The organism is Alloprevotella sp. (assembly GCF_057240785.1).
Genome location: NZ_DBHHRH010000030.1, coordinates 1 through 15,030, shown reverse-complemented (window position 1 = coordinate 15,030; position 15,030 = coordinate 1). Strand labels below are relative to the sequence as shown.

The window sequence follows — 15,030 nt, the reverse complement described above, 5'->3', positions numbered from 1 at the left end:
AAGAGAAAGAGCATTAGCAGACCACACAATGGGCCTGCTGATGCTCTCACTCCATAAGTTTTGAAACGCGGCTTTCCAAATCGGCAGCCGGAATATCGCGTGCTACGACACGTCCCGCGGCATCAACGAGGATATTACCAGGAACATAGCGCACTCCCAACCTCTCGGCCACAGGCGAACGAAAGGCCTCACCGTCACAAAGTGTCGGAAAAGTGAGCGTATCGGTCTGCACGCGGTGTCGGCAATCGGGGATGCTGGTGTCCATCGAAACGGCCACTATCTGCAGCTTCTTCCCAAAGGCCCGCTGCAATCGCTTCACGTGGTTGAGCATATCAGTGCTTTCGGACGACCAATTTGCCCAGAACACAACGAGAGCGGGCTTGCCCTTTAAGGTGGCGTTCGACACAACAGAACCATTGAGGGCGGTGGCGGAGAAAGTCTGCAACGGCATACGCGCGGAATTGGACAAGAGCGGTCGCAGGCGCGCATCGAGAGGACCTATCAACGCCTTGTTAGGTTGTTTCTGTTTGAGCAAGTCGAGCAGTTGCAGCGCGGTGGGAGCATCGAAATCCTTTTCCCCTGCAAAATATTCGAGAAACAGTACCAAACCATCGGGCGTTGCGGCATTGTCGCGGACATACTGGGCTGCAGCCATCCGCACATTGGAGGCAGGTTTGCTCTGGTTGGTGTGGCGGAACTTTGAGAGGCGTTCGTTGCTCTCCGTCCCACTCACATCCACATCGCTCAACTTCCCAGCATCGCCCGTAATATGGATGGTGGTTCCTGGTTCGGCAACCACCAGCGTGCGCGAGAAGTTGGGATAGAGCAGCGTGAGGACTTCCGTGCCCTCCAAGGCTTTCTCATAGCGAAACTTACCGTCCTCAATGCGAACTGTATCGAAGCCCGCAAACTTTTCTCCGTCATTGTAGACGTAGAACTCGGCGTTGTCGAGATTTTTGAACTCTCCAGTGATGCGCACATGGTGTTTGTCTGGGCCGCAAGCGGTCAGAAGCACCAACGCGAGCAGGAATAAGCTGCAAAGGGAACGGCGTGTAAGCATTTATTTCGTGATGTTTTGGAAATCAGCAGTATTAAAGTAGTTGGCAAACTCCAGATCCTTAGCGGCACGAGCCTTGAGCGTGCTGTCGAGCTTAAAGGCTTGCTCCAGATTCGTCACTACATCGGCAGCCTGATGCGTGCGGGCAGCGAGGATAGCCTTCAGATAGGCCGTTGTGGCATCAGGTTGAGGAATGCGAGAGAGCGTAGTGCGCGCCTCTGTATAGTTTTTATTCAGTAGCTGAGCCAGCGCGGCGGAGTTGGTATTCACACCCTGCAACTGGCGGGCTGCTTGCGCGTACTGTCCACGAGCCAAAGCCAGATTGCCCAGCACTTCGCCGTAGTTGTGTGCCGCAGCAGCTTGTCCCAGATAGTCCTCCGATGTTTTAGAGTCGCCTTCAGCCAAGGCCACAAGGGCGAGGTTTGCTTTGGGCTCTGCTGCCTGCTCGTTTTTCTTTGCGGCTTTGGAGAAATAGTCCTTTGCAGCGGCGAGGTTGCCCTGCCCGTAAGCCAGTACACCGAGGTTGTTCACCGCGCGATAGTCAGCGGGGAAAAGTCGGTCAGCTGTTGTGTATATCTTCTCTTTTTCGGCCACATTGTCCGTCAGTGTGGCAGCGTAGAGCAGTTCTTCGATACTGAGTTTTGAAGCATCGGCCTGCAACTGCTGTTGTATCTCGTCGTCGGTTCGTCCCACAATCAGATAATTGACAGTAAGGCGTGAGCGGCGAAGTTCGGGCAACACCTCATCAGCCAGTTCGCGGAAACCAGCAGATAGGTTTTTGATTTGCTGTTCACGCTGTTCGGGGTCTTGATACATGGAGAGCACGCGCAGAATCACCTCTTTGTCCTGAATGTTGCTCTCACTCACGAGTTGCTGGAAGCCTTCCCAGTCCTGCGCGGTATAATGGGAATTGACCTCACCTTCGAGTTTTATTTTCTTCAGCTGATTCTTCACATAGCTACCTGAAGCATCGTCGCGACTCTGTGCCAACTTGGTGTTGAGCTTCTCACCGCCGTCGGGCGATGCGTAGGAACTCACCTCCACGTTTTCCAATTCCAGGCGTTTGCCATCGGCCTTGATGTTGCGGAGCGTCTGCACAAAATCTTTCACAGAAGTAGATTGCAGTTCGCTGGTGCGGATGCGGGCTTGCTGGATGAGGTATTTGATTTGTGCTTCCTGCTTTTGCTCGATGGTATACTGGAACTTGTCCTCGCCCAAAGCGGCAGTTGCTGAAGCGGCAGTGCGGCGAAGCAGTGTGCTGGTGGCCAGTACGCCATCGGCAATTTTCACTGCAGGGATGTCTACCTTCTTCTTTCCAACGGTGGCATCAAACGTAACGTAGAGTTCGGAGCGCAGCATTTCGTCGCGGTAGGGGAAAGTGGTGCGCAACTTATAGTTGCCGCCCAATAAGTACGAAATTTCTTGATGATTTCCTTGCACCTTCTCGCCCTGGAAAATATCGCCAGTAGCAGTAGACTGCCCGCCTTGGAAATGCAATACGGGAGTGATCTTGACCACAGCTTTCTTTTTCATATACTTCTCAGGGAAACGCCCAGAGATGACCACGGGCACCTGATTGTCCATGGCTTCGAGCGGTGAGGGATCTACTGCAAAATTCTCAGGACCCAAAGGGCCCATTTTGGAGCAGGAGGTCAGACCGAGAGTGGTGGCCAGTGCCAGAAAAACAAGAGGTTTGCTTTGCATGATTTTTCTATATTGGATGTTGTACGCAGCAAAGATAATGATTTTTTTCGTTCGTTGTTCGCGATGAAGAATGCCTACCATTGATTGCCACATGTTTCATGCACTTAAGCGAAGCTAAACCATAGGTTTTCACCCTTCTCCTTCTCGTTGAAACAAGGCGGTGGAGCATCTTCGGCCTTATGAGAAGAATCACTCCCTTCGAGCTACTCAAAAATACAATAAGGATGTCGGCTGACAGAATAAGGCTATCAGCCGACGCAATAAGGAAGCCAGCCGACAGCCTTATTGTATCCACGAATAGGCTTATGAGGTTTCTCTGTGTGGAGGGGCAAGGGAGCGGCTTCCTTATTGTGCTAATAGGCTCTCCTTGCGTTCTTTTAGTCCAAAGTATCGCGCGCTGGATTTCAAGCCATTCTCAGCGCGTTAGATTTACGTCTTTTCTTGACAGTATACGGATGTTTCGAGAAGGCATAAAAAAATCCATTCGCCAAAAGCGGGCATCCCAAGAGGGGTGGCTTTTGGCGAATGGAAGAATAGGGAAGGGAATGGGTGAATATGCACTTAAGGTTTCTTCTGCGTGGGTTGTTCGCCCAACTTCTTGCAGTATTTACCGCCCAACCAGCAATAGAGGCCGAGTACCACAAAGGGGATGCTCAACATCTGTCCTTGATTCAGTCCGATGGTCTCAACCATCGACAGTTCCCAAGGCTCTTGCACTTCCTTGAGGAACTCTACGAAGAAACGGAAGGCGAAGATACACGTCAAGACCCAGCCAAAGAAATAGCCCGTGCCTACTTTCGTTTTGTAGCGTTTGTAGAGCCACAAACCGATGGGGAAGAGGAACAGATAGAACAGGGCTTCGTAGAGCTGTCCTGGATGTCGCGCAAAATTTTCATGGTTCTGCACGAAGATAAAGCCCAGCGCAGAATCAGTGGGTTTGCCCACAATCTCGGAGTTCATCAAGTTGCCCAAACGGATGAAGCAGGCCGTGATGGGCGTGGCGATGGCGATGTTGTCGAGCACACGCATCAGATTGACTTTGTACTTTCTCACGTAGAACCAAAGGGCTATCATGAGGCCCAGCGTACCGCCGTGACTCGCCAAACCTGCATAGCCCGTAAACTTCCAACTGCCATCGGCAAGGTGCTTCATGGGGAGAAACATTTCGAGAGGGTTAGCCATGAAATAAGCCCGCTCATAGAAGAGGCAGTGGCCCAGACGCGCGCCCAACAAGATACCTACGAAACAATAGATGAAGAGGGGGTCAAACTTTTCATCGGGCAGGTGTTGGTCCTTATAGAGCTTCATAACAACCAGATAGGCCAAAGCGAGGCCTACAACCCACATGATGGCGTACCACACTATGGGGTGACCAAACACCGTGAAGGCCACTTTGTCTGGATTCCAGACGATGGACAACAGAGTCGTGCTGTCGATTCCTTTCCCAAAGGAAAGCGGAACCACAAGAGCTTGCAGCTGCACGAGAATATGGGATAAGAAATGAATCATAATGAGATGATTTTAAGGGGAAGGGATGGGTTGAAAAAAAGACAAGTCGAACTGACCGTCCAGTCCGACTTGCCCGAAAAAATCTTTTATACGTTGAAGCGGAAATACACGATGTCGCCGTCTTGCATAACATACTCCTTACCTTCGATATGGAGCTTGCCAGCTTCGCGCACACCTGCTTCCGAACCGTAGCTGATGTAGTCGTCGTACTTAATGATTTCAGCACGAATAAAGCCGCGCTCGAAATCGGTATGTATAACACCAGCGCATTGCGGAGCTTTCCAACCCTTGTGGAAAGTCCAGGCTTTCACCTCCATCTCGCCTGCGGTGATGAACGTTTCCAACTGTAGCATTTTGTAGGCAGCTTTGATGAGTCGGTTCACGCCTGACTCTTCCAAACCGGCCTCTTGCAAAAATTCCTGGCGTTCCTCGTAAGTTTCGAGTTCTGCAATGTCGGCTTCAGTCTGAGCCGCCACCACAAGGATTTCTGCCTCCTCTTCCTTGACAGCTTCGCGCACCTGCTCAACATAAGCATTGCCGCTGGCAGCACTTCCTTCGTCGACGTTGCAAACATAAAGCACGGGTTTCGACGTCAGCAGAAAGAGATTGCGCGCTGCTTGCTGTTCTTCCTTAGATTCGAAGCTAACGGCGCGGGCATTCTTGCCTTGCTCAAGCACCTCCTTGTAGGCCTTCAGCACATTATACTCAATCTTGGCGTCCTTGTTTCCGCCCATCGTTGCGAGCTTCTCCACCTTCGGCAGGCGGCTCTCAACGGTCTCCAGGTCCTTGAGCTGCAATTCTGTGTCTATGACGGCCTTATCTCTCACAGGGTCGACGGTGCCGTCAACATGGACAACGTTGTCGTCGTCAAAGCAACGGAGCACGTGGATAATGGCGTCCGTCTCTCGGATATTACCCAAAAACTGGTTGCCTAAGCCCTCGCCCTTTGAAGCTCCTTTCACCAAGCCCGCAATATCGACAATCTCCACCGTAGTAGGGACAATGCGGCCTGGATGGACTATTTCGGCCAATTTATTAAGGCGTTCGTCGGGCACAGTGATGACACCGACGTTGGGCTCTATCGTGCAGAAAGGGAAGTTTGCGCTCTGAGCCTTTGCATTACTCAGGCAGTTGAATAACGTTGATTTACCCACATTTGGTAAGCCAACGATACCACATTGTAAACTCATATTGTTTTATTTCATTATATTTCTGCCGCAAAGTTAGTAATTATTCGGTGATATAAGGCATTTGGGCATGGCTCTCATAAGGTTACAGGCGAGAAGAGTCCTTCTTTCCCAACACAAAAAGGAGTGCTCAATTCCTTTAGCAAGGCAACTGAGCACTCCCTTTAGTGGAAGAACTAAAGAATAGTTCCTATGTTTTTAGATTGTTACTGTAGTCTGAATTCCGGGGAAGAGAACGAAATAGGGGTGTATACCTACGTTGAATTTCTTCACGAAAGAACCATCCTTCTTGTAGACATAAACAAAACCTGGCTTATTGTAGCTCTTGGCATCTGCGTCGGAAGTGATGATAACATAGTTCTGGTTGAGATCCGTAAAGACGCCCGTAGGAGCAGGAGCCATCTCGCGCTCCTCAAAGCGGTTCACTGATTGTCCTTGCAGGCTTGAGCCATCGAAGATCTTAACAGAAGTGTTCACTTTTCCCGTTGCCCAGTCGCTTTTTACGTTGAAGACATAGAGAAGATTGTTCAAGCAAACGATATTATTACCCTCTGCCACTTTTTTCACCTCGTCTGAAGCGGAAATACGTTGTACTTCAGCAGCAACATCAGCATAGTTACCGTTACATACTACGAACACGTTGCCAGCATTGTCCACGTCCATACGGCCAGGGTTCATACCTACAGCGATGTCTTTTGTTTTCGTGAAGGTCTTAAGGTCGATCTTTGCTACCTTCTTTCCGTTTGCATATCCGTTTGCATAATTGTAGCCGTCGGATATAGAAGCGTAGAGATAGTTCTTAGCTACAACGAGACACGCGGGATTTGGACCTACTTGGATGGAATCCTTTGCATAGGTGGCAGTATCAATACGAGTGACATAACCATTGTTGTTGGCCACGTAAACGTTCTTGCCGTCAGTAGTTACCCATTCTGGATCAGTTGTTGAGATAGACTTGATGATCTTCTTAGTGGAAGGATTGAGCACCCAAACCAGTTTACTTGCATAAACCGAAACGTAGAGCTTAGAACCACACATCACAGCGTTCTGAGGCGAATCGCCAAGACTCTGTCCATTGGCAGCCTTGAACACGTTTGATGTAATTGTTCCGTTCCAAAAGTCGTTTGTAGTCATACCCAGTTCTAAACGATCCAATGTACCTTCTACACCTCCATAGTAGTTACCTTGGTTGAGGACAAGCATTTCCTTCTGAACCGTCACTACTTTCTGGGTCGGTCCATCATTCTCAGAACAAGAAGCCAGTGTGAGACCAGCGAACAGCGCGAGGGCTGCAATTTTGAATGTTTTCTTCATAATTTTATGTGATAATATTAAGTTGATTTCTCTGAGGCATCACCACCGCAGCAGTGCCGAGAAGCGATAGGCTCGCCCTGGCATTGGATAGCGGCGGATGACTTCGTATTGATGATTAAAAAGGTTGGTCAAATCAGCACGTGCCTCCAACTGGAAGCTACGAAAGCGAAAAGTGCGATAAAGTCCGAGATTGACATCGGCATAAGCCGGCACGCTGGTGGTGACAGTATGCTCGTTAGTGGCCCAACGCTTGGAGGCAGCGGTCATACTAACAACGGCATTGACCCATGGGTTTTCCCACGCCATAGATACCGCGCCGGAATGAAGTGGCGTATAGGCCAGTTGCTTACCATAGTCCTCCGAAGTCTTATCTGTACGATCTGTGACACGCTGATAAGTGTAAGTACCGTTACCTATGAGCTGTTGCCCATTACGCAGCGTCCACGTGCTATGCAGAGCCACATCCAGCCCCGCAGCCCTCACCTTGCCGAGATTGACTGTGCGCCAAACAAAGAGGTTGTAGGGGATGCTGGAGATTTTGTCCCACACGCGATTCACGTAACCATCGGCAGTGAGCTGCACCTGCCAGCGAGCGGACAGCATCCCTGCGAAGGTGACGCCTGCGCCCAACTGCTGGGTGCGTTCGGGCTTCAAGTGGGTGTTTCCGAGGTGGTAATAATAGTTTTCCGTAAAGGTGGGCACACGGAAGAACTCTTTATAGTGAGCGCGCACAAACAAGTGGGCGCGCTGATCAGACAGCAGTTTCCACGAAGCCGAGAGGCTCGGCGAGAGTTGGCTGGCATTCTTTGCCGCCTCTGTTCCCGCCGTGGCGTGGTTGCGGAAGATGGAGCTTACAAGGCGTCCCGTCAGTTCAAAGTGGCGGAGAGCGTAGCGCAGTGTCATACTTGTGAGCCAAGAGGTGCGCCACACGTCGTTGTCAACTTTGAGATTGGAGGTCAAATCATTACGAAACCAATCTGTGGCCACTGCTGCCGTGAGCGTTTGCCAAACATACGATGCACCCGCCGAAGCGTAGATTTCGTTTTGCTTATAGCGTTGGTCGAGACGCCCACCGGGGTATCGACCAGCAATATCGAGGTATTTGCTTTCTCGCCAATCCGCTTTGCCAGCCCCAAAGAATTTCCAGCGGCCATACTGCTGTTCCCACCTCAACTGCGCAAAAGCATTCTGCTCCGTAAGGTGTTCGTTATTGCCACTGACATAGAGCGTGACAGGCCCAGGAAGATAACGATGATTCGTGACATAAAAAACTTTCCCCGAAAGCTGTCCGCGCCGCAAAAGGTGGTGGGCGTTGGCTTCCAGCGTCCAGTCGTTCATCTGCGAATTCAAGCGTTTCTCACGATGCGTGGCCACACCGTTTTTCACCGTGAAGGGATAGGCGTTATTACCATGATAGTAGTCGGCACTGACATTGATGCCCGTATGTCCGTTCCAATTTTGAGAGAGTAGCACACTCGGATTCCAAACTCCGAAACTTCCGTGGCGGAGGGCCACCGCACCGTGCATACCTCGATTCTGCGCATTGGGTTGCCAAGAGCGGAGCACGACTGTTGCCGCGCCCAACTGCCGCACAGGCACAAGGAGGTTGCCTTCATCGGCCGTGTGAAGCTCAACTCCCGCCAAACGGTCGAGAGAAAAGCGTCCCAAATCGATTTGTCCTTGCTGGGCATTGGAAACCGTCACCCCGTCGTAGACCACTGCCGTGTGTTGTGCGCCAAGTCCGCGCACGCTCACAGTTTTCAAGCCGCCCGCTCCGCCATAGTCGCGCAAATTGACGCCCGCAAAGCGGCGCAGCGCATCAGCAGTAGAGGTGACACCCATACGCCGGATGCTCGCAGTGTCAAGTTTCTGCACCGGAGCAGCCGAAGCCACAGAAGCATCGGCCCGAACGCCTAAGACTTCAGCGGACGAGAGATGGCGGTCTTTCCGACTTTGCGCCGTGAGCACAAAAGGCAGAAAGGCAAATGCCAAAAAGCTAAGACGAAGAAAAAACTTGTTTTCCAAGTTGGCAAGTAGTATTTATGCTCTGTTTTGCTGCAGCCGTCCCTCCTCGGGGAGCAGATGCAACCATGATAGATACGGCAGGTCTTCTGACTTACCTCTATGTGCCTCGTCTTCCCGAATAAATTTTACAACTTATGCAGTGACGCTTGTTGAGACACACAAGAAAGAGGCTTACAGCAGCGGGACTGTACGGGACTCTCACCCGTTTCCCTTTTGAGCTCTTCTCTTTATGAGCACCGTTCTGCCTGCGAATGTACAAAGAAATTAAGAAAGATAAAAATTTTACATAAAAGAAACAGAGAAAGAGAAAGCTCTCTTTCTCTCCCTCATGAGGGGGAAGCTCAGTTTTTTGATCTCGGACTGGTCGGACAAGTCAGACTTCTCGGACGAGTCAGAGCCATCCGACCAGTCAAAGAAGCTATTGCCGTTTCTTTTTGTCGGACTCGATGAGGGCTAAGAGCTTGTCGACCGCTTCTTCCTCAGCAATATTTTTCTCCACGCATACTTTGCCGCGATAGAGACTCACCTTGCCGCGAGCAGCACCCACATAGCCGTAGTCGGCATCGGCCATTTCGCCAGGCCCATTAACGATGCATCCCATGATACCTATCTTGAGCCCCGTGAGGTGGCTGGTGGCAGCCTTGATGCGGGCAATGGTGGTTTGCAGGTTATAGAGCGTTCGACCGCAACCAGGACAACTGATATATTCGGTGCGGGTGGTGCGCTGGCGCGTGGCTTGCAGAATTCCAAAAGCCGTGGCGTCGATGTCGGCATAAGTCATGCGTTGCGCCTTGCCCTGATAGTTGTTGAACAGGAAGATACCATCTGTCAATCCGTCGAACAGCAATGCGCCGAGATCGGCCGCCGTCTCGATTTGGAAATCTTCTTTCTCGTCGGCACTGTGAGCACTCTGCTCGAAGAATACTACAGGATTCTGGAGGTTTTCTGTCCACATCTCGTGTACCAAAGCTCGCAGTTCGCCCAGTCGGTTCTGGTGATTGCTCTGCGCAATAACGACCATCTCGGGATGGAGGCGGAGACACACTTTCACTTCCTCATTGAGGGCAGGATAGGTGAGGAAGAGGAATTTGAGCGGACAAGGATTCATACCGATGAACGGCAGCGTTTGGTCAGTATAAGCTGGGAACACTCCCTCCTCTGGCTTCCACACGTCGGCATCCACAATGTAGGCCGTTTTTACACGTTTGTCGTGTGGTGGTAATTGATGCCCCGCATAGATATAGTCGGGCAAGAGTTCGCCCACTTCAGTAGAGCCGTTGAGGCGTTCGCTGATGACCACGGGGGCATTCGTTCCACCGATGTTGAGCACAGGGCAAGTGGCGCGGCACTCAGGCCGAACGTAGTCGAAGCCTGGAAAAGCCATACCCGGAATAAAGGTGTGACCCGCGCGGCGTACCACATAGGAGGCCAACTTATAGGCCACGGGGATTTCGTTCTCGGGAGCTTCGCTCAGACTAACGCGGATGGTGTCGCCAATACCGTCGGCGAGAAGTGCGCCAATACCTGCTGCACTCTTGATGCGGCCGTCCTCACCTTCGCCTGCCTCTGTCACGCCGAGATGAAGTGGGAAATCCATCCCCTCCGCCTGCATGATGGAGCACAGAAGGCGCATACTGCGCACCATGACCACTGTGTTGGACGCTTTGATGGAGATGACAACATCCTTGAAGTCTTCTTTTTGACAAACGCGCAGAAACTCCATGCAGCTCTCCACGATGCCCTCGGGCGTATCTCCGTAGCGCGACATGATACGGTCGCTCAACGAACCGTGGTTTACGCCAATGCGGATGGCTGTGTGGTTAGCGCGACAGATGTCGAGCAGTTGGTGGAAGCGCGCTTCGAGACGTTTCAGCTCGTCGGCGTATTCCTCATCGGTGTACTCCAAATGTCGGAAAGTGCGCGCGGGGTCGATGTAATTGCCTGGATTGATACGGACTTTCTCTACAATAGTGGCGGCCACGTCGGCCACGTTCGGATTGAAGTGAATATCGGCCACGAGGGGCGTGGTGTAGCCCAAGCGCGTGAGTTCGTCCTTGATATTGCGCAAGTTCTCGGCTTCACGCGTGCCTTGCGTAGTGAGACGCACATAGTCGCCGCCTGCATCCACGATGGCCTTTATCTGGCGCACACATCCCTCGGTATCGGTGGTTGCCGCCGTGGTCATGCTCTGGAGGCGGATAGGGTTGTCGCCCCCCAGTGGCTTATTGCCCACGCGCACCTCGTGAGATTCACGTGGCGTATAGTTGAATAGTTCTGAACCGGAATGGTATTTCATATAGATATAATAATGAGCCACGGCCCTACTTATGAGGACCTGGCTCGGTTAGAGTAAGACCGTAAAGGGTCTTATTAGTTGGTCTTAAATTCGTATTGCACATCGGCCAAATCAGCATTGGCCTTGATGATTTTTTGCTTTAAGCCTTCCTTATACTTGGTAAGCTTTTCAGCAATTTCGGGGTCGGCGAGGGCAAGCATCTCAACGGCCAGGATGGCGGCATTCTGCGCACCGTTCACGCCCACTGTGGCAACAGGGATTCCGGGAGGCATCTGCACGATGCTGAGCAGGGCATCAAGTCCGTCGAGCATTCCCTTGATGGGCACACCAATGACGGGAACCGTTGTGGAGGCTGCAATCACACCGGGAAGGGCTGCCGCCATACCGGCACCAGCGATGATGACTTGCAAACCGCGCGCAACGGCATTTTGTGCAAACTCTTCCACCTCTTGCGGAGTGCGGTGGGCGCTCAGAGCCGTCATCTCGAAGGGGATCTCCATTTCGTTGAGAAATTTAGCGGCTTTTTCCATAACGGGCAGGTCGCTGGTGCTGCCCATAATAATACTGACTAAAGGTTCCATATCATAATGAGTTTGAATTGCTAATGTTTGAACGACTACACCAAGAGAACACAGAAGAATCCGCAGAGGATTCCGAGGAGTGTGCCCAAGCCGATGTCGATGAGTTTGTGCTGGCGAAGGATGAGACGGGCCGTACCCACCAGTCCGCATAAGAGAATGCAGAGACAGAGCCAGCTGAGAGGGTTGAAGTTAAACCAAAGCGAGTAGGCACAAAGTGCGCCGACCACGCCGCCTGCTGCCGCCGCATGAGTGCTTATCTTGATCCAGTTGTTGAGTACGGCGCAGATGATTTGCAATGTCAGAGCTCCCACGATGATGGCCAGCGTGAAGTGTGGCATATGGAGAACTATCATCAGATACAGAAGTCCGACGTAGCACGTTATAGAAAGGATATAGGGGATGTATCTATTGACACGACGACTCAAATGATGGCGCGACCAACCATTGAGGCGGCGATAGATGTAGATGGACAAAGTGGGGAGCAGCACTGTGAAAAAATAAACCATCAGCAGAATGACCATTTTATAGCGCAAGGGAAACTGGTTCAGATAACTGAACATAAAAAGCGCTATAAAAGCCACCACGGGCATGTAGAAAGGCGAAAAAATCAGCGAAACTACCTGCGCTGTCAGGATGAGTATGCGATTGTTCATTTTCGTTCGTGTGTCAACTCTTTCTTAGGCCACTCTTGGGGATTCCCAGAAGTTCTCGATATTTCACTACTGTGCGGCGCGAAATGGGAAGACCTTTTTCTGCCATCAGCTTAGAGAGATGTTCATCGGAATAGGGTTTGTGCTTGTTCTCTCCGTCTATAATCTCGCGCAAGGCTATCTTTGCTTGTCGCGAGGATAGTTCTTCTCCGCTCTCCGTGGTGAATTGCGAGGAGAAGAAGAACTTTAGCGGATAAACGCCATAGGCTGTTCGTACGTATTTACTACCTGTCACTCGACTGACGGTGGAAAAATCCACGCCCGCCCGTTGTGCTACGTCTTTCAGCGTCATCGGCACGAGAAAAGATTCGTCGTCTTCGTTGCGGAAAAAGTCTTGCTGAATATGAGCAATACTCTCCATCACATTGCGCAGCGTCTGTTTACGGCGATTCACCAGCTCGATGAAAAGTTGTGCATCGCCCACCTTCTTGCGTGCATAGATGTAGGCTTCCTTCTGCGCACGACTCAGCTGGTTTCCTTTTCCGGAAAATTCGCGCACGGTATCTTTGTAGGAACGGCTCACACGCAAATCGGGCGCATCGCCGTTGTTCAAACTGATTTGTATGTTACCGTCTTCATCTATGCTCAAGTAGAAGTCGGGTATCACCGTTGGAGCGATTTGTGAAGCAGACTCGTTGAGCCCGCTGCCCGGTTTCGGATTCAGATGAAGCAACACCTGCATGGCAGCTTCCATTTCTTCCTGACTGATGCCCAAACGTTGGCGGATATGCGCCCAATGGCGCAGACTGAAATCCTTATAATAATCGTTTATGATGCGCAGAGCGATGGACTTCGCAGGTGATTTCAGTTCAGGATTTTCCAATTGTATGCGCAAACACTCCTGCAAATCCTTGGCACCAATACCGCGCGGCTCGAACGTTTGGAGCAGACGCACCATACGCTCCACGTCCTCATCTTCAGCATTGATATTATGATAGATGGCCATTTCGTCCGTCAGGGTGTAGACATCTTTACGTAAATAGCCGTCATCATCAAGACTACCAATGAGATATTCCATAATGGCACGCTCACGTTCGCTGAGATCTTGTTCGCCAATCTGACGATACAGCTCGTCGTAGGCATTGCTCTGCTCGCTAATTTGGATTTCGCGCTCTTCTTGCGCATTGTTCTGACGCACAAGATAGTCGGGGACATCGTCCGCACTCAGATAGTCGGCCGTTTGATCATCCATCTCGGGCAGCTCCATATCGCCCAGCTCACCGTCTGTTTCTTCCTCGTGGTTGTCAGTATCGGGCTGAACATCTTCGGGTTCTTCGTCACCACCAGCTTCTTCGAGAGCTTCGTTGTCGTCCATCTCATTGCGAACACGCTCCTCAAGGTCCATAACAGGAAGCTCCAGCAGTCGAGCAAAAGCCACCTGAACGGCACTTAGCTGCTGCGTTTGTTCCTCTTTCTGTGTTTGTACGAGCTTCTGCGACATAATCCTGAATCTTTTCTGCAAAAATACAGATTTTTTTGTGAACCTTACAATCTTCCGCCCTTTCCGCTCTGAAACTTGCAGCTACCTGCTCTTCCTCCGCATCAATAGGGCGATACATTCCCCTCTGTGCCACTGAAAAAAATATGTTTTTTGTGTTATTTAAAAGTTTCCTTATATTCGCAGACATATAACTATTAATACTTGTAATACTTACAGCTTTACGTTCTAAAGAATCGACAAGTGAGCAAGATATTCTTTAACAGATTCTATTTATCGGCCCAACTTCCCGATACGGCACTCCTAAAAAGCAGAAAAACGAGGAGACAAAAGGGGGAAGCAAAAAATTTATGAGCAAAAAATCACTCAAGAATCTCTGTGCTGTGTTCCTTGCAGGATTCATGGCCTTGTTACTCTTTCCGCAGTCCGCTCAAGCGCAGAGGAAAGAAGCCTATGTTGTGAAAAGCAGCGACAAGAAAACGCTAACGTTCTACTACGACGATCAGAAATCCTCGCGCACGGGAACTGTGTGGGGAATTGACGAGACGAAGGAGGAAGATCAAGAAACGTTTCCTGCTTGGGCGGGAACGATGTATACAGCAGTACCAGAGGTTACTACTGTTATCTTTGATCTTTCTTTCAAAAACTTTCTCCCGAAAACGACTAAGAACTGGTTCTTCAACTTCACGAATCTGGAGGAAATAAAGGGATTGGAAAATCTTAATTCATCTGAAGTAACTATAATGTCTGGTATGTTTGTCGATTGCGAGAAACTCTCTCAACTCAATCTTTCTAGCTTCAATACGGAGAAGGTGCAAGACATGAGTGGAATGTTTGATGGCTGCTCATGTTTAACTTCTCTCAATCTCTCCAACTTCAATACCGAGAAGGTACAAGACATGAGTAACATGTTTTATGGTTGTAAGAGTTTAAGTTCCCTTAATCTTTCCAGTTTCAATACCGAGAAGGTGCAAGACATGTGTGCAATGTTTTTGGACTGCTCGAGTTTAACTTTTCTCAATCTCTCCAACTTCAATACGGAGAAAGTGGAAAATATGCTTGGAATGTTTTATGGTTGTAAGAGTTTAAGTTCCCTTAATATTTCCAGTTTCAATACCGAGAAGGTGCAATACATGAGTGGAATGTTTTCTGGTTGCTCGAGTTTAACTTTTCTCAATCTCTCCAACTTCAATACGGAGAAAGTGGAAA

General features: G+C 50.4%; 11 protein-coding genes and 1 riboswitch. Of the genes, 1 reads left to right on the top strand and 10 read right to left on the bottom strand.

Annotated features, from left to right (window positions below):
• Nucleotides 1–46: 46 nt before the first annotated feature.
• The 10 genes from ACO4R2_RS06330 to rpoN all read right to left on the bottom strand — a co-directional run bounded on the left by ACO4R2_RS06330 (nt 47) and on the right by rpoN (nt 13,824).
• Nucleotides 47–1,060 carry a DUF4369 domain-containing protein gene (locus ACO4R2_RS06330; protein ID WP_484769597.1) on the bottom strand — a complete coding sequence of 338 codons (1,014 nt, stop codon included), beginning with the start codon at nt 1,058–1,060 and terminating at the stop codon, nt 47–49.
• Nucleotides 1,061–2,761: a tetratricopeptide repeat protein gene (locus ACO4R2_RS06325; RefSeq protein ID WP_484769716.1), complete on the bottom strand. Its 1,701-nt coding sequence runs from the start codon at nt 2,759–2,761 to the stop codon at nt 1,061–1,063.
• Between the two features lie 561 nt (nt 2,762–3,322).
• Nucleotides 3,323–4,270 (bottom strand): prolipoprotein diacylglyceryl transferase, encoded by a 948-nt coding sequence (lgt, locus tag ACO4R2_RS06320; protein WP_311489798.1) that lies wholly within the window; start codon nt 4,268–4,270, stop codon nt 3,323–3,325.
• Between the two features lie 86 nt (nt 4,271–4,356).
• The gene (ychF, locus tag ACO4R2_RS06315; RefSeq protein WP_311489797.1) at nt 4,357–5,460 is read right to left on the bottom strand and encodes a redox-regulated ATPase YchF; all 1,104 of its coding nucleotides are present in this window, start codon (nt 5,458–5,460) and stop codon (nt 4,357–4,359) included.
• Between the two features lie 195 nt (nt 5,461–5,655).
• Nucleotides 5,656–6,771 carry a YncE family protein gene (locus ACO4R2_RS06310; protein WP_484769596.1) on the bottom strand — a complete coding sequence of 372 codons (1,116 nt, stop codon included), beginning with the start codon at nt 6,769–6,771 and terminating at the stop codon, nt 5,656–5,658.
• A gap of 39 nt (nt 6,772–6,810) precedes the next feature.
• A complete protein-coding gene (locus ACO4R2_RS06305) occupies nt 6,811–8,763 on the bottom strand; it encodes a TonB-dependent receptor plug domain-containing protein (RefSeq protein ID WP_484769595.1) in 1,953 nt (650 codons plus the stop codon).
• Between the two features lie 92 nt (nt 8,764–8,855).
• A riboswitch (cobalamin riboswitch) is annotated at nt 8,856–9,052 on the bottom strand.
• Between the two features lie 162 nt (nt 9,053–9,214).
• Nucleotides 9,215–11,092: a 4-hydroxy-3-methylbut-2-en-1-yl diphosphate synthase gene (locus ACO4R2_RS06300; protein ID WP_484769594.1), complete on the bottom strand. Its 1,878-nt coding sequence runs from the start codon at nt 11,090–11,092 to the stop codon at nt 9,215–9,217.
• Nucleotides 11,093–11,166: 74 nt separating this feature from the next.
• Nucleotides 11,167–11,673, bottom strand: a complete 507-nt coding sequence (gene purE / locus ACO4R2_RS06295) for a 5-(carboxyamino)imidazole ribonucleotide mutase (protein ID WP_311489793.1) — start codon at nt 11,671–11,673, stop codon at nt 11,167–11,169.
• Nucleotides 11,674–11,708: 35 nt separating this feature from the next.
• A complete protein-coding gene (locus ACO4R2_RS06290) occupies nt 11,709–12,326 on the bottom strand; it encodes a phosphatase PAP2 family protein (protein WP_484769593.1) in 618 nt (205 codons plus the stop codon).
• 13 nt (nt 12,327–12,339) lie between these two features.
• Nucleotides 12,340–13,824: an RNA polymerase factor sigma-54 gene (rpoN, locus tag ACO4R2_RS06285; RefSeq protein WP_484769592.1), complete on the bottom strand. Its 1,485-nt coding sequence runs from the start codon at nt 13,822–13,824 to the stop codon at nt 12,340–12,342.
• Nucleotides 13,825–14,171: 347 nt separating this feature from the next.
• Here rpoN and ACO4R2_RS06280 point away from each other — a divergent pair.
• Nucleotides 14,172–15,030 (top strand): BspA family leucine-rich repeat surface protein (locus tag ACO4R2_RS06280; protein ID WP_484769591.1); only part of this gene is annotated, 859 nt, incomplete at its 3' end.

Bases quoted from the DNA above. Each gene is read 5' to 3' on its own strand.
- ACO4R2_RS06330 (WP_484769597.1), bottom strand. From the start codon at position 1,060: ATGCTTACACGCCGTTCCCTTTGCAGCTTATTCCTGCTCGCGTTGGTG.
- ACO4R2_RS06325 (WP_484769716.1), bottom strand. From the start codon at position 2,761: ATGCAAAGCAAACCTCTTGTTTTTCTGGCACTGGCCACCACTCTCGGT.
- lgt (WP_311489798.1), bottom strand. From the start codon at position 4,270: ATGATTCATTTCTTATCCCATATTCTCGTGCAGCTGCAAGCTCTTGTG.
- ychF (WP_311489797.1), bottom strand. From the start codon at position 5,460: ATGAGTTTACAATGTGGTATCGTTGGCTTACCAAATGTGGGTAAATCA.
- ACO4R2_RS06310 (WP_484769596.1), bottom strand. From the start codon at position 6,771: ATGAAGAAAACATTCAAAATTGCAGCCCTCGCGCTGTTCGCTGGTCTC.
- ACO4R2_RS06300 (WP_484769594.1), bottom strand. From the start codon at position 11,092: ATGAAATACCATTCCGGTTCAGAACTATTCAACTATACGCCACGTGAA.
- purE (WP_311489793.1), bottom strand. From the start codon at position 11,673: ATGGAACCTTTAGTCAGTATTATTATGGGCAGCACCAGCGACCTGCCC.
- ACO4R2_RS06290 (WP_484769593.1), bottom strand. From the start codon at position 12,326: ATGAACAATCGCATACTCATCCTGACAGCGCAGGTAGTTTCGCTGATT.
- rpoN (WP_484769592.1), bottom strand. From the start codon at position 13,824: ATGTCGCAGAAGCTCGTACAAACACAGAAAGAGGAACAAACGCAGCAG.